We start from the raw sequence: 17,072 nt of genomic DNA, 5'->3' as shown, positions 1-17,072 counted from the left end.
GCGGTGTGCTCCGTGGATCAGCCGGCGAACTGCTCGAGGATCTCGCCGTAGCGGGTGATCTCGTCTTCGGCCGTCTCGTCGGTCCAGTCCGACAGTCCGACGAGGTCGAACATGACGTCGGCGGCCTCGTCGGACGAATCGGCGTACTCGTCCATGAGCGTCGTGAGCTCGGCGGTGAGGTCGTCGGGCAGCGCGCTCGACGCGGCGACGCCGCCGTTCGGGATCATCTCGGTGTAGGCGAAGGCGACCGCCTTCTCGGCGATGTCGGGGACCTCCTCCGAGACGGTCGTCCGGGCGTCCCAGTAGGCGAAGCCGACTTCGGCGTCGCCGTTCGCGACCGCGAGAACGGCGTTGTTGTTGCCCTCGACGGGGATCTGCTCGATGTCGGCGTCGGTGTCGAGGCCCTGCTCGCGCATCGCGACGACCGGGTACTGGTACCCGGCGGGCGACGTGGCGGCCTGCAGCGCGACCTTCGCGCCGTCGGCCTCCGCGAGCATCTCGATGCCCTTCGGTCCCTGGCCCGTCGCCGAGGCGCCGTCCTCCTCGAGGCCGTTGCAGTACGACAGCTCGATGTCGCTGGCGTCGTACATCGACATCACCGGCTCGTCCTCGCAGTACGTGTCGGGGTCGTTCGTGTAGGCGACCGCCGCGTACGACGTCGCGCCGAAGCGCACGTCGCGCAGGATGAGGTCGGCGTCGTACTGCTCCGTCGCCTGGTACAGGGATCCGGCGTCGGTGATGATGACCTGGGCCTGGTCGGCGCCGAGTGCTTCGACCGTCGCCGCGTAGTTGGTGGCGACCGTGCCCGTGACCTCGATGCCGAGGCCGTCCGCGAGGTACGACGAGAGCGGGTCGAGCGCCTCCGCGAGGTCCTCGCCCTCGACGGAGGGGACGAGCGAGATCGTGATCGACTCGGGCCATTCGCCGTCTGCTGCGGCGTCGTCACCGGCGCTGCAGCCGGCGAGGCCGAGAGCGAGCGTCGCGGCGGCGCCGGTCGCGAGGAGGGTCTTCGTGCGCATGTCGGGTGTCGCCTTTCCAGAGAGGGGGTGCTGCGGGGGGGTCAGGGGGTTGGGGAAGCCGGGTCGCGGTCATCCGCACGGCGGGCCCACGCGAGGATCGCGGGGGCGAGGTCCGCGAGCATCGGTGCGCGCATCGTGACGTCGGCGGGCGACGCGGCAGCCGTGGCGCCGACGAGTGCGGTGTCGGCGCCGAGGGCCGCCGCGGGCGCGATGTCGTTCTCGACGATGTCGCCGACGGCGAGGACCGGTCCTCTCCGGAGGGCATCGCGCACGAGGGCGGTCAGGCCGGCGGGCTTGCCGACGCTGTCGCGGATCTCGTCGAACGCGTCTCCCAGACCCCACGCGGCGAGGGTCTCGTCGATTCCGTCGCGGGGAGCGTTCGTCGCGAGCACGACGCGCGTGCGGTCGGGGAGTGCGCGCAGCAGGTCGACGAGGCCGGGGGCGGGCTCGGCGCCGGAGGAGGCGAGGGATCCGCGGCTCGCGAGATACGCGCGCTGCCGCGTCTCGGGGTCCAGCCCCGCGTCGGTCGCGAGCGAGCCGACGACGTCGTATCCGTCGCGGAACGTCGTGTCGACGCCATCGTCGAAGGCTGCGAGCTCTGCGTCGACACGGACGAGGTAGTCGCCGCCGACGTGCGGGGCGACCTCGCGCGCATAGGCGAGCACGGGGCCGTTTCCGACGGCGACCGTGCCGTCGAAGTCGAAGACGATCGTCGATGTCACGCGTTCTCCTCGCTGTTGTGGACGATGCGTCCACCGTATGGGGAGTGCGTGAACGGATGGGTCACGGTTGGGTGAACATCCGGTGTCGCGCGCCGGCTCCTCGGGCACCGAAGCGACGGTGGCGCGTCGATAGACTGGTCGAACGCGTGGGAAAGGCGAGCTTTGGCAGAACGCAACGAGATGAGATCGCTGTCGCGAGCACTGTCGGTGATCGAAGTGCTCACGAGGTCGGCTCACCCGCTGAGCTTGTCCGAGGTGGCCGAACGCTCGTCACTCACGCCATCGACGGCGAAGCGCATCCTGCACACGCTCGAGGCGTTCGCGATGGTGAGACAGACCCGGCGACGTTACGCGATCGGCGAGATGGCCGCCCCGATGGCGCAGAGCTTTCTCGACAATGACCCTGTCCGACGCGTCGCTGCGCCGGAGCTCGAGAGGTTCGCGCGCTCAACGGGGCTCACCGCCTCTCTGTACGTGCGTCACGGCAGCGAGCGGATTCTCGTTGCGAGGGTCGAGGGCGAGGAAGACCTGCCGTATCGTCTCCAGCTCGGCAAGCTCATGCCTCTCACGCGCGGAGCGGGCAAGATCCTGCTCGCGGCTGAGGACGACTCGGAGATCGCCTCGGTTCTCGCCGACGCCCGCACGTTGGGTCACGAGCCCGACAGCACCACGATCGACGATATTCGCGCACGCATCGGTGACGCGCGAGATCAGGGATTCAGCCTGTCTGAGGGCGAGCGCGTCGCGGGGATCCTCGCGATCGCCGTGACCCTGCCTGCCCCGGCGTCGGAGCGAGGGCTCCCGCTCTACGCGCTGTCGGCATCGGGGCCTCAGCGTGCCGTGTCGCGTGATCGCATCGTCGAACTCGTCCCGTCGCTGCAGAACCTCGCGCACGCGCTCAGCGTGAACCTCGTCGGCTGACCGGGCGCCGCGACCGAGAGAGGCCGCGACGCCCGACCTCCCCTCACTCCTGATCGCTCGTCGCCGGGAGCAGGTAGGAGTACGCGAAGCCGGAGCCGCCCATGCCGATGGCCAGGTAGAGCGTCCACGGCATCAGGGCCGAGTTCGCTCCTGATACGAGTGAGCCCGACAACGCGAGGAACCCCGCCACCTGCAACGCGACGAGCAGCGTCGCTGCGGTGAGGAAGAGCGCTGTGCAAGCGCAGAAGATGACGAAGACGGTGCGTCTGACAGTGTTCACGAGAGGGCGCCTTTCACGTGAGGATCGGAAGCACGCCGAGGCCGATGAGCACCGCGATGGCGGTGATCGGCACGACGTAGTAGATGACCAGCGGGAGGAATGTGCGCTCGGGCCTCGCGCCGACGAGCGCCGATGCGACGAAGATCGAGCCCGACGCGGGCGGGGATGCGCCCTCCGAAGACGCGAGCGTGAGGAGGACGACGGCTGCCACAGCGGGATCGATGCCCACGTCGACGAGCGTGAGGATCACGACCTGCCCGATCGTCGTCACCGTGGCGGTCGACGACAGCGGGCCGGCGATGACCACGACGAAGATCGACACGATGATCAGCAGGAGCCAGGTCGGCAGCGACGCGCGCTCGAGCAGGTCGGCGACTTCCTGCGACAGCCCGAGTTCGCTCAGGATCTCGCTGGCGGCAATGGCGAAGAAGATGATCACCACGATCGTTGAGTAGCGCGTGATCACTCCCTGCGCGAACTCCCGCGCCGCGGGAGCGCTTCGCGGAAGACTGCGCCAGGCGATCGCGACGACTGTCGCGATGATGAACACGGGGATCCAGACGATGAGCGAGGCATCTCCCACCGCCTCGCCGAGGGGCGTCGACTCCTCGAGCCAGATCGCTCCCGGACCGGCCGTGAAGACGATGGGCAGAGCAGCCGCCAGGAAGATCAAGAGCGTCGGCCACCCGGAGGAGAGAGCCCGGACGAATGGGGGGATCTCATCCGCGTGCATGCGCGGGATTCGGTCGATGCGTGTGAACGCGAACGTGACGACGACGCGATGGAGCACCTGATAGAGCCCCGCGCACAGCAGGCCGATGTAGATGCTCTCGAGCGTGGTCATGCTCGCGACCAGGCCCGCGACGATCACCATCGATGCGCTTGGCGGGATGCCGGCACCGAGTCCGGCGTTGCCGGCGATGACCGTCGCGGCGCGTTCCCGACTCCACCCGGTGCGTGTCATCCAGGGGCCGGTAATGGATCCGCTCGCCGCCGCATTCCCGGTGTTCGATCCTCCCGCGATCGCCCCGAGTGTGCCCGACACGATCGCGTCGACGTACGCAGGTCCTCCGCGCAGACGGCCGAACACCGAGGACAGGATGTCGGTCAGCCGCGTGATCACGCCCGTCTTCTCGACCAGGTAGGCCATGAAGATGAAGGCCGCGGCGGCGTAGACGACGACAGACGTCGACGCCTCGATGATCGCCGCCCAGGCGATCGGGAGCATCTCCTGTCCCGCGAAGAGGGCCGTGCCGATGAACCCGAGGATCATGGCCTCGCCCATATTGCGCTTGACCGCGACGCTCCACGTGATGATGATCGTGATGAACACCGCGAGTGCGATGAGAGCCATATGCCTCAGTCCTCGCTGCTGTGGGCGATCGCGCCCGTGATCGACGCGCGGCGGCGCTGCTCTTCGTCCGCGACGCGGCGTGCGCCTGCCGCGGCATCGGGGACATCGGTCGGTGCGAGAACCATGATGCCGTCGTCGTCCGCCACGACGATGTCACCGGTCTGAATGACGACGGAGCCGATCGCGATGGGCCTGCCGACATGTCCGCCAGATGTCTTGTACGGGCCCGCAGGCGTCACGGCTGTCGACCACGTGGAGATTCCGGCCTGCTGAAGATCGTCGACGTCGCGGATGGCGCCGTCGACGATCAGGCCGACGACGCCCGCCGCCTGGCTGCGGAAACCGATGAGCTCTCCGAGCATGGCGCGATCCGGTGTCGTTCGGGCCGACACCACGAGGAAGTCGCCCGACCGTGCGATCTGCAGAGCGCGGTGAAGCGCATCATTGCTCCCTGCGGTGCATTCGATCGTCAGCGCGCGTCCCACAACGATGCCCTCGCCAGAACGCCGCGAGATCTGAGGTGGCAGGATCCCTGTGTGACGATCGAGTGCGTCGCCGACGTTCGCGACGGGAAGTGAGCCGAGCTCCGAGAGTGCGCCGCCACTGTTCACCTCAAGTCCTGAGATCGCTGTCTTCCTCGCGGTGGCGGAGGCCATCGTCGCGTCGATCCCGCGGGACGTCAGGAGATCGGCCGCCGCCGTCGCCTCGACGGATCGGCGGACCGCATGGGTGCGCGTGCCGTCGTACAGCCGCTCCGCACCTGCGGCACCGTCCGTCAGCTCGCGCGCGATCTCGCCGCGAACCCAGCTCTCGACGTCGAGCTCGCGGCCCGCGTCAATCGCCTCGACGATCGATGCGCCGAGGGTCTTCATGAATGCCGATCGTACGAGTTTCATGGTCGAGGCATCGCCGACCTGCTCACCGACGACCTCGACTTCGCCGCCGAGCGTGTCGAGCAGCGCGACCGCCTCAGACGTCTCCGCGCCGGAGAGGAGGATTCGGGCGCGCGCGCCGAACTTCCTGATCGATCCGAGAATCGCTCCGTCGACGAGGTGCGTCTTCTCCGGGAGCAACGCCTGCACCTGACGCTTGATATCTGGATGCGCCGCATTGAGGTCGATATACGTCAGACGATCGTGCGCGAAGGGGGCCACGTCTGCCGCGATCCGCACGGCCGTCGAGGCCGACGTGGCGACGAGTACCGCGTCTGACCCGCCCACACAATCCGCCAGAGCGTGCACACGCTCGACTCCCGTCGGTGTGACGTCCGTGAACGGGTCGAAGCCGTAGACGTGGTGATCGACGGAGGCCAGTGCCTCGCTGAACACGGATCCGACTTCACCCAGGCCGACGACGGTCACGGTGAATCTCTTCATTCTCAGCCCCTTTGCTTACCTTGTGGCATACATTGCCGCACAGTGGTAAGTAGTGTGCATGAAGTGACGGTTTCATTGCAACTTCCGTCGTTGAGATGCGCGCTTGTGGACCGCACAGGCTGACGAGTCGCTGAGTGGGGCACACAGCGGAGCCGTCGCTTCCCGCATGACGGGCTCTCGACGCGTGTGTGGACGGGGGCGGCCGCTCGGTGATGCTCCGACGCGCGGAGCCGAGCGTCAGGCGTCGAACGGAGCTCGTGCCGCGTTCCAGCGCAGCCGCGGGGGCTGCGCGGCGGCTGCGCGCGCGAAGGCGCGCGCGTCGGCCACGGGGAACGCCGTGATGAGGCGGAACCCGCGGCCCGTGTCGATCCCCGAGATGAGGGCCCCGGAGCCGTCGGGTGACGGACACGTCACGACGGCGCGGGTCGTCGCGCCGTCGACGCACTGATCGATGACCCCCGCGGCGTCAGCGGGCGGAGCGAGCAGTAGGGGAAGCGCGGCGTCCGTCACCCGCTGCAGCGACGTCTCCTCGGTGCTGTCGCCCAGGCGGAAGGCGCCGCTCGGCAGCCCGAGAGTGCGCGCGAGGATGCCGTCGTTCCACCGGTCCCGCTTGTAGCCGTGCGGGGTCGCCACGGTCGAGAAGAGGTAGCCGTAGACATGGACGACCCCGGCGTTGCCGATCGGAAAGTCGGTTGTGATGCCCGCTGTGTCATGGAGCTTCTCGAACAGATCCCGTTCGACGACCGGCGCGCCGACGTGCTCATCGACCACGGTCGACCAGCCCCACTCGTCGAACAGCCCGGCGAACGCATCGGCCTCGACGCAGCGCAGCACGGTCTCGAGGGCGGGGATCATCGTGGCTCCGTGAGGGGGGCGGGCCCGATCGACCGGGTCCGCTGCGGATGTGCGCTGTCTCGTCGTGCGCATCGAATCAATGGCCCAGGGTACTTGGCAGTCGACGAGGAGAGTCCTACCGTGAGCACATGAACATCTTTCTGTGGGTCATCATCATCGTCGCCGTGGTCCTGCTGATCGTGGGCGGTCTGATGGAGGCCGTTCGCTTCCTTCTCTGGGTCGGCATCGTTCTCGCCATCATCGCCATCATCGTCTGGCTGATGCGCAAGATCTCCGCCAACAAGCGGTAGCCGCCCACGCGCTGTGCGCCCCTCCTGCTCCTGAGCAGGAGGGGCGCCGTCGTCATGTGCGCGAGGCGCTGGGCGCGCGCTGCCACGCATTCTCGTACGTGGTTCCACGCACACATGTCGTCGGCGTCGACGTTCGGGTGTGAACTCGAGTCAAAAGAGGACACGGAGGACGCGATGATTCGGTGGATGCAGCGCTCACGACGGCACGTGCTGCTGTCGGTTGGAGCAGCGGTCGCGGTGGCCGCCGGATTCGTCGGAGGAACGGCCTCGATCGCCGGTCCGACGGCTCTCGTGCAGCAGACCGATGCGGCCTGGACGACGCAGGAATCCGGCGTCGTCAGCGCGTCGGCGGGGTACGTCGCGGCTCCACTGACCACCTGTGATGGAAATACAGGCGGCAGTCCTCATGTACTGCGCTTCGACGCGGCCGAGGAAGGGGTCGAGGTCAGTGCATACCGGGTGACGGTGATGCTGGGAGACGGCGACGACTGGGGCGAGGAAGTCGATGACGTGCCCGCTGGGTGGGCGACTGGGGCGACCCCGGACGGTGCTTCGTATATTGCGGCGAACACGCCGACGGTCGTGTCGGCCGATACGACCGCGCTCGCATGGGGGATCGGAGGGGGCTGGTCGTCCACGTGGCGCGGGACGGCGACGGTGACGGCGCTCGGCCCTGGTGGCTGGGAGTCCGACGCGATCGAATTTGCCTGGTCGATCGGCTACGACCTGCTCGGAATGGCGTACTCGAGCTGCACGGCGAGCTGAATCATTGGCCGACGTCAGCGGTGTCGCGACCGTGGCGGGCTGCGGGGCCGGCAGTCGGCACGGACGGACGACGTCGACCTCGACAAGGCAGCCTGTGATCGATCGGGCATGATCAGATCATGCACGCTGTTCCGGACGCCCCAACGGCGCGCGAAGGTGTGGGTCGCTACGCGCTCGCCCTCGGGATCGTCGCTGTGCTGTGCCTGGTCGTGCCGATGATCGGCGACGTCCTCGCCGCTCTGCCGGCGCTCGCCGCGGTCATCCTCGGGATCATCGCTCTCCACCGATACGAGGCCCGCCGCGATGCGCGCGTGTGGCCAGCGATCATCGGTGCTGCTCTCGGCGCGATCGTGCTCTTCGTGATCGTGACGATGTTCGTGGTGACGACGCTGTTCCGGTGACGGAGCTCGGTCGCACCGACCGTTTCTGATCTCGATCAGAAGAGTCGTTCGTCACGTCGAACGCGTGCCGCGTTCACCATCGCCTTCTGCGCCAGCGTCGCCCTCTGCGCAGTCCCACCCGGGCCGGTGAGGTTTAGCGAATACGCACACGCCTGGCAAGCCCCTCGATTCCCGGACGTCGGCCGCATAGGGTCTCGGCAACCGGGTAGGCGAGATCCGATTGGAGGCGGTGGTGCTCGGCGAACGCTACGTGGAGACATTTCGTCAGCTCTCGGCGGAGGCCAACGACTCCGGGCTGATGCGTCGCAGGTACGGGTTCTACTGGGCGATGCTGCTGTTCTGGACGACGGCCGCGGTCGCGATCCTGGTCGGTGTCGTCCTGCTGGGCGAGACGTGGTTCCAGCTGATCCTGGCCGCGCTTCTCGGCGTCGTGATGGCGCAGTTGGGATTCCTCGCGCACGAGGCCGCCCATCAGGAGATCTTCGCCACCCAGGGATGGAATGAATGGGTCTCGCGCGTCCTGGCCGGGCTGTTCATGGGTCTCAGCTACGGCTGGTGGATCGACAAGCACGGACGCCATCACGCCAATCCCAACAAGGAGGGACAGGACCCGGACGCCGCGCCTGGCGTCCTCTCCTTCACGCCGGAGGGCACCGACAAACGCACTGGTCTCGTGGCCAGGCTCGGCCGCTATCAGGGCTACTACTTCATCCCGCTGCTGTTCTTCGAGGGCTTCTCGCTGCACGTGGACTCTGTCAAGGCGATCCTCACCGACAAGAACGTGAAGTATCGCTGGACGGAGATCGTCTTCGTCGGCATTCGGATACTCGGGTACGTGGCGCTGCTGTTCCTCGTGCTCCCGCCCATGATGGCGATCTCGTTCGTTCTGGTGCAGATTGCGATCTTCGGCTTCCTGCTGGGTGGTGCGTTCTCGCCGAACCACATCGGGATGCCGACCGTCCCGCGCGACGCCGACATCGACTTCCTGCGTCGACAGGTGCACATGTCCCGCAACGTCCGAGGGGGCCCGGTGGTGCACTTCTTCATGGGAGGCCTCGAATACCAGATCGAGCATCACCTGTTCCCCATGGCTCCGCGCCCGAACCTCCCCGCCCTGCAGAAGCTGGTGCGAAGGCACTGCGCCGAGAACGGGATCCCCTACACCGAGACGACGCTCGGCGAGGCGTCCCGGACGATCATCGCCTACCTCAACCAGGTCGGGCTGAAGAACCGCGATCCGTACACCTGCCCCCTCGTCCGGCTGTACCGCGGCTGAGCGACGATACGCAAGGAGAGCCCATGAAGGTCACCGTCAATCCCACGACGTGCATCGCGTCCGGCAACTGCGGGCGCACTGCGCCGCGCGTCTTCGCGAACCGAGACGAGGACGGCGGGTTCGTCAGCGTCCTCGATGAGAACCCGCCCGAGTCCGAATGGAACGCCGTCCGGGAGGCCGAAGACCTGTGTCCATCCGCGACGATCCAGGTCGAGGAGGACTGAGGCCTGGAACCACGGCCGCGCACGCACCAGCGGCCGGTCACGCCGCCACGCGGATGAACGCGTGCGCTACCGGTAGTTCTGGAACAGATGCCCGAGAACCGGGGGCTGTTGCGACTTGTGGTTGTTTACCGTCTGATCGGGCATTAATCCTCCAGGTGTGCCCGTCTGGCGATGGGCAGAGTTGACACTTCTGCGGACTCAGCGCGGACCCGTATCTGCCCCGGGAGGCGGGGTGGAGCACTGGTCACCTGCGGCCGCCCTCCGGGGTGTTTCCTGTCGGCTACCGCACTCCCTCGATCTGCAGCATCTTGTCTCGCGCTTCGCGCCTCGAGGCTCCACTAAGGAGGATCAGGTTCTCTGTCACGACCTCGGCAAATTTTGGGCAGCCTGAAGCCTTCAGGGCGTCGGCGAGTGGTTTCGTGTCAGCGGAACTGTTCAGGGCTTTCTGGTAGAACTTCAGATTCTCCCGGGTCGCCATCAGAACTCGCTCTCGGGACTGTTCGTTGGCGAGCATCAGGAAATCATCGGGGGTGTATACCTCGTACGGGAGAGCGTCGGCGTCCTCGATCGTGTGGAAGCCGGTGTCTGCCGTCACCAGGTAGCCAGCCCGAGCCTCGACTGCTGCTGAGTGCACATGAGAGTCGTTTACGTCGTCTCCCGGGAACCGCAGGCTCCCATCAAAGTCCTCCTGAATCGTGCACACCTCGCGCAGCTGCCTAGCGATCTTCGTGATCACCCCACCATCGAGGTCGGGGTATCGATCCCTGATGCGGGCGATTGCCTCGGCGTTGATGTCCTCCGTTGAGACCAGTGAGAACGATGGTGGGGATCCCTGCGTTGCAAGGTTGAAGAACCACGAACGTAGCGTGCGCGAGAACAAGACGTTCGCGTCGACGACCACAACTGGGAATGTCACAGCGGCCTCAGTCGGTGATGCCGTGGTCGATCTCGAGTTGCTGCAACTCTTCGAACGCCTGTCGGCTGGCGGTGAGCTTGGCGTCGCGGTATGCGTAGAGGTCGCTCGTCAAGATGCGGGTGTGAGTGCCGACCCTGTGCGAGGGGAGCTCGCCGCTCTTTACAAGCTTCATGAGGGTTGGACGGGAGATTCCGAGCTGCTGCGCGGCCGTGGTGGTCGTCAACTCCTTGGGGAGTGAGACCGTTCCGATTGTCGCCCCATCTGAGAGCTGATCGATTATGCTCACGATGAACTGGGACAGATCGTGGCCGGCGCGGATGCGGTGCCCGTCGACGACCACCTCGACATCGACGCCCTGGTGGTCTCGGACGCCCTCCACGACTCCAGAGGCCTGCTGTTGGATGACCACTTGGTCAGCACGCGACAACGTTTGCGTTGGCATGAGTTCCTCGTTCTAGTGAGACATTGCAGCGACAGTAGACATCGCGCTTGCAGATTAAGTGTAACCCTGGTTGTCACTCTAGGAGCTGAGCGAGGTGTTGTCCACCGGGCAATGAAGCACGTCGTGCAGTTGCTTGCCTCGCCTTGCCCCACTCTGTCCCACCTGTCCCACTTCGTCACGCGTCGCGTCACGCCGTGTGGTCGGGGATCCGCGCGACGGTGCGGATCCCCGACCACAGGACGTGGGACAGGTGGGACATCGAAGGTGGGACATTGGTGTCCGGAGGGGGACAGATCACTACCGGCGCACTGCTCTGGGGTACGGCGCCAGCAATCCGAACGCCCCTACCCGTAGGACGGGTGCTGCACCGGCTACGGTTGCCGCATGTCGGAGGAAGTCATCGCTGCTCTCGTGGGCGCCGTCATTGGTGGTCTGTTGTCGTTCGGTGCCACGATCGGGCTTCAAGCGTGGAACGAGCGCCGCGCTCGTCTGGGTGAGCGCGCCGAGTGGGTCGAGAAGATCGTCGACGAGAAGGTGATCGAGAGTCTCGACGGCAAATTGGATCGTCCTCCCAATGTTCCGCGTGTGCCGTATGCGGTGGACGTGGTACACCGTGGCTCGTTCCGTAAGGTTGAGCGCCGGTTGCGGAACGTGCTGGCGAAGATCTACTCGATGCGCGCGAGGTATGAGCTCGAGCAGAAGCCAATGCCTGAGGAGTACTTCGGGCTCGCCGACGCGGTCTACGACGAACTCGATTCATGGGCGCGCGGCAGGAAGTGGTCGAAGCGCGTGTTCAGGAAGATCGACGTCGAGTTGACCCGGATGTCTCACGCAGAGGGCGAGGCGTCACCTGCGAGCCAGGAGAAGAAGACTCGCAGGTGACGCCTCTGTGGCGCGTGCTCCCTGATTCACGCGTCCCGCCGTGCCCCGCTCAAGAAGAGGCACGGTGGTCTGGTTACGCTCCCGTGAGAGTGACCTCGACGAAGCTGACGGGCTTCTTGACGCGGAAGCCGTAGCTGCCCTCGTACATCAGCAGGAACGTGTTGTTGTCGGTGCGCTTCTTCGTGTCGACCACGAGCTCGTCGTCGCCCTTCGGGATGAGGTCGGCGCCCTGTTCGAAGTTGCCGACGAGCGCCGTTCCGGCCGGGATCCCCTGCGAGAGGGCGATGGGTGCGCCGAGGAACGCGGCGATCTCGGCGCGGGACTTGAACAGGAACGGACCCGTGGTGCCGCCCTCGCGGAGCAGCTCGAGCGCCTGGAGGTCGGTCGGGTTCAGTACCCAGCCGTCGAAGGCGAGTTCCTGGCCGAGGAGCTTGTACTTCGCGTTGCTGAGCGTCGTGAGCCGGTCGGTGTCGAACGGCTGCGCCTGGATTCCGGACGTGTTGAGGATGCCGGTCAGCTCCTCGCCGGTACCGGCGCCCGACAGCGCGTCTTCCTCGATCGCGAGGAGCGTGTCCTCGGCGAGCTGTTCGCGGATGACGTCGGTCAGCGTCGCGTGATCCGAGAGGTAGCGGTAGGGCAGATCCTCGGTCTTGTTCGCGTAGACGCGGAAGTGATCCTTGACCTCGCCGAACGTGTACGTCGACGTCGGCTTGGGGTCGAGGTCGGCGACCGCGCCGGCCTGGCTGTCGCGTGCGGTCTGGCGGACGTACTGGAACTCGTTGCCCTGCCGGTTGCCGTCGGGCTCGCCGCGAGCGATGAGGTCGAGCACGGTCGTCTGCACGGTGTCGATCGTGACGGGCTGCCCCTGGTCGAGCGCGCTCGGGACCGAGATCGATCCGGAGACGAGCGCCTTCATGCCGACCGTGTCGCCGACGATCTTCTGCGACATCGAGTCGATGCGGTCGGCGACTCCCTTGGACCACATTGCCGAGCGCTTCGTGCGCTTGGCGCCCTTGGCGCGCGGCGACATTGCGTCGTCCGGGTTCGACCAGGGGTTGATGCCGATGCTCTTCAGAGCTCGGCCGGTCTCGCTGTCTTCGCGGATGAAGTTCTGTCCCGGCGTCGCCGTGAGGCTGGTCTTCGCCGATTCGTACGCCTTGAGGTGGGTTGTGGCCTGCTCGACTTCGTCGGGCGTGAGGTCTCGGTTTTCGCTCTCGGCCTTCTCGGCGATCGCGCGAGCTGCCTTCAGTTCGCGATGCATGGTCTCGTTGGATTCCATGATGGTTCTGCTTTCTGGATCTGTGGCGCGGCCCGAGAATGGGCGGATGCGCGCCAATGGCGGTGGATCACAGGTCGTCGGGCTATGTGCTCTCCGCGTGCGCTGACGCACTGACCGGAGAGGGGTTCACCCTCGTCTGTGTTCGCTCGTGTCCGAAAGAGTTCCTCGACCTTGGCCCCGGCGGGCTCCTCGGTCTTGACTCTGCGACTGATTCCTGCCGACCCCGTCCGCATGGGCTCCTCGGTGCGAGACCTTGGCCGGTTCGTGCGGGGCGACTACAGCGCCGTCAACTTGCTGTCTCGATTCTACCGGGCCGTCGTCGCGTTCTGCCGAAACTCGCGTCGAGGCGAGATAGGCGACCTCGTCGCTGGCGGCGAGGAATCCGTCCGGGCCGCGCAGGCGCTCCGCGGGCGACGTCGTGCGCGAGTCGAACGGGTGCGGGGGCAGGGGCTTGTCGAACGGGTTGTCACTCCGCGGCATCGGTTGTCTTCTCGTCGAGGGATCCGTCGAGCAGGGCGAGCTGCAGCGCCTCGCGCCAGCGTTCGCCCGCGATGGTCTTCATGCACTCGGTCGCCGTGCCCACGAGCGCCATGATCAGGGCGAACGTCGCCGTCGGGTCATCGTCGAAGTGCGCGAGGACATGCCGCGCTTCCGGCTCGTCCTTCGCGTCGATCGCGAGGACGAGCTGCCCCGTGAGGCTCTTCACATCGGTCGTCGTCATGTCGGTTCCTTCCTGTCAGGCGGCGTCGGCGATCACGAGCGCCCACAGTCCGTCGTCGTCGGTGTCGTTGCGTTCCCACTCGCACGAGCTGCACACGTACCACTCGGGCACGCCAGCGCGGGCGGGCGGGATGCGTCGGAGCATGCGCAGGTCGCAGCCGGGGCACGGGAGCGCGGCCCATCCGCTGCGGTCCTCGAGCGGCCATCGCGCGAACGCTCGGGCGATGGTCCAGAACTCCGGCCAGTCGGGGAGCTGCGTGGGCATCGTGACTTGCCACCAGGTCGCGAACGCGCCGGCGTCGTTGACGATGGCGTCGTAGTCGGCGAGGACCGCGCCGGCCGCGCCGAGCGCGATCTCGTGCACCTCGTCGGGCGTGGCATCGGCGGTGGCGGTCGCGTTGAGCGTGTCGAGCACGTCGCGCAGCGCGTCGAGCACGTCGGGGTCGACGGGCGCCATGCGGCGCGGCATGCGGCCGTGGGACTCGCGGTCGTAGCGCTTGGCGCTCCCGCCGGTGCGGGCGAGGCGTCGCAGGTGCGCGGCGATCTCGGGCGCGGTCTCGAGGCGGCGGCGCAGTTTGCCGTAGCAGCGGTGGCAGACGAGGGCGCCGTCGCGGGCGTCGACGGGAGCGCACCCGGTGCACGTGCCGTCGGGGTCGTCCGCGCCGTACGCGGGGCAGGTGGCGAAGTGCACGCCGCGCCTGGCGCAGCCGCGAATGCATCCGCGTGATGTCACTGGGGAGCTTCCTTCCTCGGGTACGACGTCCCGGCCCACACGCCCGCCGCGGGGCGCGACGCGGCCGCATAGGCGCGGCACTCGGCGAGCGCCGGGCACGTGCCGCAGATGGCGCGCAGCGCGGCGACGTCGCCACGGGCGAGGGTGTGCGCGTCGGCCGTGAACCGGTCGTCGCCCTGGCACGCCGGGGCGTGCTGGTCGAGGACGCGCTGCAGCGCCTGGTGTTCGCGGGTCGCGGCGCGCGAGGGCGGGATCGACTCGACGTGGTCGGCGTGCACCTCGCCGAGTCGATCCCGGATCCGCGCCGGCGGGAGAACGCTCATCGTGTGGCCTTCCGTCCGGCTGCGGCCCATGCGGGCGAGCCGACCGCGAGCTCGCCCGTGTCGCGCGTTCCGCAGTCGCACCAGCCCGACTGTTCATCGAAGCGGTGAACGTGCGCCAGACGGCCGCGTGCGCTCGTCTGAGGCGTGCGGGGCGGCGTGAGGGTGTCCGCGCGACGGACTCCCCGCGCGGTCGTGTCCTCGCGGGGGATCCCGCCGCCGAGGTCGGCGTATGCCTCCGACGCGTTCATGCGACGGCTCGATCCCACTCGAGATTCATCGCGTGCGAGATCCACTCGGGATCCTTCGCCGCGCGGAGGACGTAGGCCGTCTCGTCTCGGACCTCGCCGCGCGCTCGGCCGAGCGTCTCGTTCGCGACCCTTCGCAGCGTCTCGTCGCTCAGCATGCGCAAGTCGGGAGACTCGGCCCTGAATCGTGTGAGGTCGAAGCGGTCGAATCTTCGGACGTCGCGCGCGCGGTCGTGAGGTTCTGTAGAGGACTGACTCTCCTCCTTCTCCTCCCTATTCCTCTGCCCCACGTTGAGCGTGGGGTGTTCGGCACGCTCAGCGTGGGGTGTTGTCACGTTGAGCGTGGGGTGTTCCGAGTTATTCACACCCTGCTCAGCGTGGGGTGATTCGGATTCTCCCCACGCTGAGCGTGGTGTGTTCGGAGTCAGCGGCGCGCCCCGGCCATTGAGGATCCGGTACCGTGTCGGCCTCCCCGGCACGCCTTTCGCCGCGACATCGATCAGGCCGCGCCCGACGAGAGTGCGCACGGCACGTTCGGCCGCGGCGTAGCCGGCACGGTCACGGCGCGCTGCCAGAGCCGCGACGAGTGCGTCTCGACCCCCGTAGAACGTCGGCTGCGCGTCTCTGTCGAGCGCCGTCAGCGCCATCGCGAAGTAGATGCGTGCGGGGGCGTGCTCACGCAACTCGAGCGCGTCAGCGACCGCGATAGCGGCCTTGGCGAGTCCTGCGCCCATCATGTCCATGCCCTCTCGGTCGTCATGCGCTGACCTCCCGCTTCTCGTCGCCGGCGGCCACGAGGTGGCGCGTCGTGTCGATGTTCAGGTGTCGCGTGATCTCGTTGAATGCCGCGAGTTCGTCGATCCGATACCCGGCCCGTGTTCTGCGTGCTTGCGTGCCGTCCGGTCGCGGGTACGGCTCCCAGATCGGGAGATCGTCGGCTGCGCCCTCGGCGGTCTGCTGTACCCAGTGGATCCCCGACGCGACGTGCTCGAGCGTCGCGTTTCGGAACAGGACGCAGCGCACGAATCGGCGGTCATAGTTCTGGACGAGCGTGCCGAACATCTCGGCAAGCGCCGGCGCGGGGTACTCAACACGGTCGAGGTAGACGGCCGTGGGGTGATCCTCCGGCGCGATGACCTGGATCCGCCATCCGTGTTGCTCGCGGTCGAGGAGCGTCGGCCACGGGCGCGCGCCGCCGCTCACGCTGCGGCCTTCTCGTCGAGCAGTGCCGCGGCGGTGATGAGGTCGACCGCGATGCGGCGGGCATGCGCGGCGAGAGCGCGCCCTGTGTTCTCGTGGAGCTCGTGCGCCGGGAGCCACAGCGAGAATGCGTCGTCGGGCGCGAGCGCTGCGCCCTCCGGGGTGTGGTCGCCGGAAGCGATGATCTCGATGCTGCCGACCGTGCGCCGGCCCATGAATGCGACGTCGTCGGGGTCGTCGAGATCGACCTCGAGCTCATCGGCCCAGCTGGGCACGGCCGCGCTGATCTCGGGATGCTCCGCGACGTAGCGTGCCTCGCGGTCTTCCTCGGTCTCTGCGATCATGGTCATGATCGGCTCCCCTTCTTGAGCGTTGGTGTCCTGGTCTTCGCCCTCATCTGCCGTTGCCGCGGCGGTGAGGGCTTCTTCGTGCTCGGCGAGCGCTTCGCGCGCCGAAGTCCGGGTCGGGAAGCCGCCGAACGTGATCGCGCCGCAGGTCTCGCAACGCGCCGCGTACGTGTCGCGGCCGGCCTCGTCATGACCGCGCCGGACGGCGACTACGCGGTGACGCGCGCTCATCGGGTAGCCCTGGCGAACGCCTCGTCGATGTACGCCTCGACCTCAGACTCGCGGAACACGAGTCGGCCGCCGATCTTCGCGTGCTTCGGTGCGGTGCCCTGGTGGACCATCCACCGGATCTGCGCTGGCGAACGTCGGAGTCGGTCGGCGACCTCGTCGATGAACAGCAGTCGATCGCGCTGTGCGGGGCTTGTGGTCGACATCTGTTGGCCTTTCCTAGTGGGTTATGACTACGAACGCTAGTTGACCATGAATGTAGGTTGCACGCAAC

General features: G+C 67.3%; 24 protein-coding genes. 7 read left to right on the top strand and 17 right to left on the bottom strand.

Features of this window, described 5'->3' with window-relative positions; translation table 11 throughout:
• Positions 1-17: 17 nt before the first annotated feature.
• Together KOL93_RS14330 and KOL93_RS14325 are read right to left on the bottom strand one after the other, a co-directional pair.
• A complete protein-coding gene (locus tag KOL93_RS14330) occupies positions 18-1,019 on the bottom strand; it encodes a PhnD/SsuA/transferrin family substrate-binding protein (protein WP_221586079.1) in 1,002 nt (333 codons plus the stop codon).
• Positions 1,020-1,060: 41 nt separating this feature from the next.
• Complete coding sequence (locus KOL93_RS14325; RefSeq protein ID WP_221586078.1) at positions 1,061-1,741, bottom strand: HAD family hydrolase; 681 nt, start codon at positions 1,739-1,741, stop codon at positions 1,061-1,063.
• Between the two features lie 180 nt (positions 1,742-1,921).
• Here KOL93_RS14325 and KOL93_RS14320 point away from each other — a divergent pair, with 180 nt between their 5' ends.
• Positions 1,922-2,662: an IclR family transcriptional regulator gene (locus KOL93_RS14320; protein WP_260406619.1), complete on the top strand. Its 741-nt coding sequence runs from the start codon at positions 1,922-1,924 to the stop codon at positions 2,660-2,662.
• Between the two features lie 43 nt (positions 2,663-2,705).
• Here the strand turns inward: KOL93_RS14320 and KOL93_RS14315 are convergent, their stop codons facing one another.
• The 4 genes from KOL93_RS14315 to KOL93_RS14300 form a co-directional block, all read right to left on the bottom strand.
• Complete coding sequence (locus KOL93_RS14315) at positions 2,706-2,942, bottom strand: hypothetical protein (protein ID WP_221586076.1); 237 nt, start codon at positions 2,940-2,942, stop codon at positions 2,706-2,708.
• 13 nt (positions 2,943-2,955) lie between these two features.
• Positions 2,956-4,296, bottom strand: coding sequence for a TRAP transporter large permease subunit (locus KOL93_RS14310; RefSeq protein ID WP_221586075.1), 1,341 nt, complete (start codon positions 4,294-4,296; stop codon positions 2,956-2,958).
• 5 nt (positions 4,297-4,301) lie between these two features.
• Positions 4,302-5,672, bottom strand: a complete 1,371-nt coding sequence (locus tag KOL93_RS14305; protein WP_221586074.1) for an RraA family protein — start codon at positions 5,670-5,672, stop codon at positions 4,302-4,304.
• A gap of 237 nt (positions 5,673-5,909) precedes the next feature.
• Positions 5,910-6,527 carry an amino acid deaminase gene (locus KOL93_RS14300; protein ID WP_221586073.1) on the bottom strand — a complete coding sequence of 206 codons (618 nt, stop codon included), beginning with the start codon at positions 6,525-6,527 and terminating at the stop codon, positions 5,910-5,912.
• A gap of 128 nt (positions 6,528-6,655) precedes the next feature.
• On the opposite strand from KOL93_RS14300, the gene KOL93_RS14295 reads away from it, so the two are divergent.
• The 5 genes from KOL93_RS14295 (at position 6,656) to KOL93_RS14275 (ending at position 9,483) form a co-directional block, all read left to right on the top strand.
• On the top strand, positions 6,656-6,817 hold the full coding sequence (locus KOL93_RS14295; RefSeq protein WP_221586072.1) for a hypothetical protein: 162 nt from the start codon (positions 6,656-6,658) through the stop codon (positions 6,815-6,817).
• Between the two features lie 186 nt (positions 6,818-7,003).
• Positions 7,004-7,582 carry a hypothetical protein gene (locus tag KOL93_RS14290; protein ID WP_221586071.1) on the top strand — a complete coding sequence of 193 codons (579 nt, stop codon included), beginning with the start codon at positions 7,004-7,006 and terminating at the stop codon, positions 7,580-7,582.
• A 119-nt stretch (positions 7,583-7,701) separates the two neighbouring features.
• The gene (locus tag KOL93_RS14285; RefSeq protein WP_221586070.1) at positions 7,702-7,983 is read left to right on the top strand and encodes a hypothetical protein; all 282 of its coding nucleotides are present in this window, start codon (positions 7,702-7,704) and stop codon (positions 7,981-7,983) included.
• Positions 7,984-8,215: 232 nt separating this feature from the next.
• The gene (locus tag KOL93_RS14280) at positions 8,216-9,259 is read left to right on the top strand and encodes a fatty acid desaturase family protein (protein ID WP_308291646.1); all 1,044 of its coding nucleotides are present in this window, start codon (positions 8,216-8,218) and stop codon (positions 9,257-9,259) included.
• A gap of 23 nt (positions 9,260-9,282) precedes the next feature.
• Positions 9,283-9,483 (top strand): ferredoxin, encoded by a 201-nt coding sequence (locus tag KOL93_RS14275; protein WP_221586069.1) that lies wholly within the window; start codon positions 9,283-9,285, stop codon positions 9,481-9,483.
• Positions 9,484-9,763: 280 nt separating this feature from the next.
• Here the strand turns inward: KOL93_RS14275 and KOL93_RS14270 are convergent, their stop codons facing one another.
• Together KOL93_RS14270 and KOL93_RS14265 are read right to left on the bottom strand one after the other, a co-directional pair.
• A complete protein-coding gene (locus KOL93_RS14270) occupies positions 9,764-10,384 on the bottom strand; it encodes a PIN domain-containing protein (protein ID WP_221586068.1) in 621 nt (206 codons plus the stop codon).
• A gap of 22 nt (positions 10,385-10,406) precedes the next feature.
• Positions 10,407-10,808 (bottom strand): helix-turn-helix domain-containing protein, encoded by a 402-nt coding sequence (locus KOL93_RS14265; RefSeq protein ID WP_221586067.1) that lies wholly within the window; start codon positions 10,806-10,808, stop codon positions 10,407-10,409.
• 417 nt (positions 10,809-11,225) lie between these two features.
• Between KOL93_RS14265 and KOL93_RS14260 the strand changes: the two genes are divergently transcribed.
• Positions 11,226-11,723 (top strand): hypothetical protein, encoded by a 498-nt coding sequence (locus tag KOL93_RS14260; RefSeq protein WP_221586066.1) that lies wholly within the window; start codon positions 11,226-11,228, stop codon positions 11,721-11,723.
• Positions 11,724-11,796: 73 nt separating this feature from the next.
• On the opposite strand, the gene KOL93_RS14255 is transcribed toward KOL93_RS14260, so the two are convergent.
• From KOL93_RS14255 to KOL93_RS14215, 9 genes are all read right to left on the bottom strand, one after another.
• Entirely contained in the window at positions 11,797-13,002 is a 1,206-nt protein-coding gene (locus KOL93_RS14255) for a phage major capsid protein (protein WP_221586065.1), read from the bottom strand.
• A 466-nt stretch (positions 13,003-13,468) separates the two neighbouring features.
• Complete coding sequence (locus KOL93_RS14250; protein ID WP_221586064.1) at positions 13,469-13,723, bottom strand: hypothetical protein; 255 nt, start codon at positions 13,721-13,723, stop codon at positions 13,469-13,471.
• A 15-nt stretch (positions 13,724-13,738) separates the two neighbouring features.
• The gene (locus tag KOL93_RS14245) at positions 13,739-14,413 is read right to left on the bottom strand and encodes a hypothetical protein (RefSeq protein ID WP_221586063.1); all 675 of its coding nucleotides are present in this window, start codon (positions 14,411-14,413) and stop codon (positions 13,739-13,741) included.
• A 38-nt stretch (positions 14,414-14,451) separates the two neighbouring features.
• Entirely contained in the window at positions 14,452-14,778 is a 327-nt protein-coding gene (locus KOL93_RS14240; protein ID WP_221586062.1) for a WhiB family transcriptional regulator, read from the bottom strand.
• A complete protein-coding gene (locus KOL93_RS14235; RefSeq protein WP_221586061.1) occupies positions 14,775-15,026 on the bottom strand; it encodes a hypothetical protein in 252 nt (83 codons plus the stop codon). Before KOL93_RS14235 ends, KOL93_RS14240 begins: the two co-directional genes overlap by 4 nt.
• Complete coding sequence (locus tag KOL93_RS14230; protein ID WP_221586060.1) at positions 15,023-15,670, bottom strand: hypothetical protein; 648 nt, start codon at positions 15,668-15,670, stop codon at positions 15,023-15,025. The genes KOL93_RS14235 and KOL93_RS14230 overlap by 4 nt, the downstream gene beginning before the upstream one ends.
• A 109-nt stretch (positions 15,671-15,779) precedes the next feature.
• Positions 15,780-16,226, bottom strand: a complete 447-nt coding sequence (locus KOL93_RS14225; protein ID WP_221586059.1) for a hypothetical protein — start codon at positions 16,224-16,226, stop codon at positions 15,780-15,782.
• Positions 16,223-16,573 (bottom strand): hypothetical protein, encoded by a 351-nt coding sequence (locus KOL93_RS14220; protein ID WP_221586058.1) that lies wholly within the window; start codon positions 16,571-16,573, stop codon positions 16,223-16,225. Before KOL93_RS14220 ends, KOL93_RS14225 begins: the two co-directional genes overlap by 4 nt.
• A gap of 224 nt (positions 16,574-16,797) precedes the next feature.
• Positions 16,798-17,004 (bottom strand): helix-turn-helix transcriptional regulator, encoded by a 207-nt coding sequence (locus tag KOL93_RS14215; RefSeq protein ID WP_221586057.1) that lies wholly within the window; start codon positions 17,002-17,004, stop codon positions 16,798-16,800.
• Positions 17,005-17,072: the final 68 nt, after the last annotated feature.

This window comes from Microbacterium salitolerans, assembly GCF_019720895.1.
Lineage (GTDB): Bacteria > Actinomycetota > Actinomycetes > Actinomycetales > Microbacteriaceae > Microbacterium.
The sequence above is the reverse complement of the archived record's forward strand: the minus strand, read 5'-3'. Positions and strand labels throughout refer to the sequence as shown.

What these genes read in the sequence shown, in the direction of transcription:
- KOL93_RS14330 (WP_221586079.1), bottom strand. Translation starts at nt 1,019, where the DNA reads ATGCGCACGAAGACCCTCCTCGCGACCGGCGCCGCCGCGACGCTCGCT.
- KOL93_RS14320 (WP_260406619.1), top strand. Translation starts at nt 1,922, where the DNA reads ATGAGATCGCTGTCGCGAGCACTGTCGGTGATCGAAGTGCTCACGAGG.
- KOL93_RS14310 (WP_221586075.1), bottom strand. Translation starts at nt 4,296, where the DNA reads ATGGCTCTCATCGCACTCGCGGTGTTCATCACGATCATCATCACGTGG.
- KOL93_RS14305 (WP_221586074.1), bottom strand. Translation starts at nt 5,672, where the DNA reads ATGAAGAGATTCACCGTGACCGTCGTCGGCCTGGGTGAAGTCGGATCC.
- KOL93_RS14300 (WP_221586073.1), bottom strand. Translation starts at nt 6,527, where the DNA reads ATGATCCCCGCCCTCGAGACCGTGCTGCGCTGCGTCGAGGCCGATGCG.
- KOL93_RS14295 (WP_221586072.1), top strand. Translation starts at nt 6,656, where the DNA reads ATGAACATCTTTCTGTGGGTCATCATCATCGTCGCCGTGGTCCTGCTG.
- KOL93_RS14290 (WP_221586071.1), top strand. Translation starts at nt 7,004, where the DNA reads ATGCAGCGCTCACGACGGCACGTGCTGCTGTCGGTTGGAGCAGCGGTC.
- KOL93_RS14285 (WP_221586070.1), top strand. Translation starts at nt 7,702, where the DNA reads ATGCACGCTGTTCCGGACGCCCCAACGGCGCGCGAAGGTGTGGGTCGC.
- KOL93_RS14275 (WP_221586069.1), top strand. Translation starts at nt 9,283, where the DNA reads ATGAAGGTCACCGTCAATCCCACGACGTGCATCGCGTCCGGCAACTGC.
- KOL93_RS14260 (WP_221586066.1), top strand. Translation starts at nt 11,226, where the DNA reads ATGTCGGAGGAAGTCATCGCTGCTCTCGTGGGCGCCGTCATTGGTGGT.
- KOL93_RS14255 (WP_221586065.1), bottom strand. Translation starts at nt 13,002, where the DNA reads ATGGAATCCAACGAGACCATGCATCGCGAACTGAAGGCAGCTCGCGCG.
- KOL93_RS14250 (WP_221586064.1), bottom strand. Translation starts at nt 13,723, where the DNA reads ATGACGACGACCGATGTGAAGAGCCTCACGGGGCAGCTCGTCCTCGCG.
- KOL93_RS14240 (WP_221586062.1), bottom strand. Translation starts at nt 14,778, where the DNA reads ATGAGCGTTCTCCCGCCGGCGCGGATCCGGGATCGACTCGGCGAGGTG.
- KOL93_RS14235 (WP_221586061.1), bottom strand. Translation starts at nt 15,026, where the DNA reads ATGAACGCGTCGGAGGCATACGCCGACCTCGGCGGCGGGATCCCCCGC.
- KOL93_RS14230 (WP_221586060.1), bottom strand. Translation starts at nt 15,670, where the DNA reads ATGGCGCTGACGGCGCTCGACAGAGACGCGCAGCCGACGTTCTACGGG.
- KOL93_RS14220 (WP_221586058.1), bottom strand. Translation starts at nt 16,573, where the DNA reads ATGACCATGATCGCAGAGACCGAGGAAGACCGCGAGGCACGCTACGTC.
- KOL93_RS14215 (WP_221586057.1), bottom strand. Translation starts at nt 17,004, where the DNA reads ATGTCGACCACAAGCCCCGCACAGCGCGATCGACTGCTGTTCATCGAC.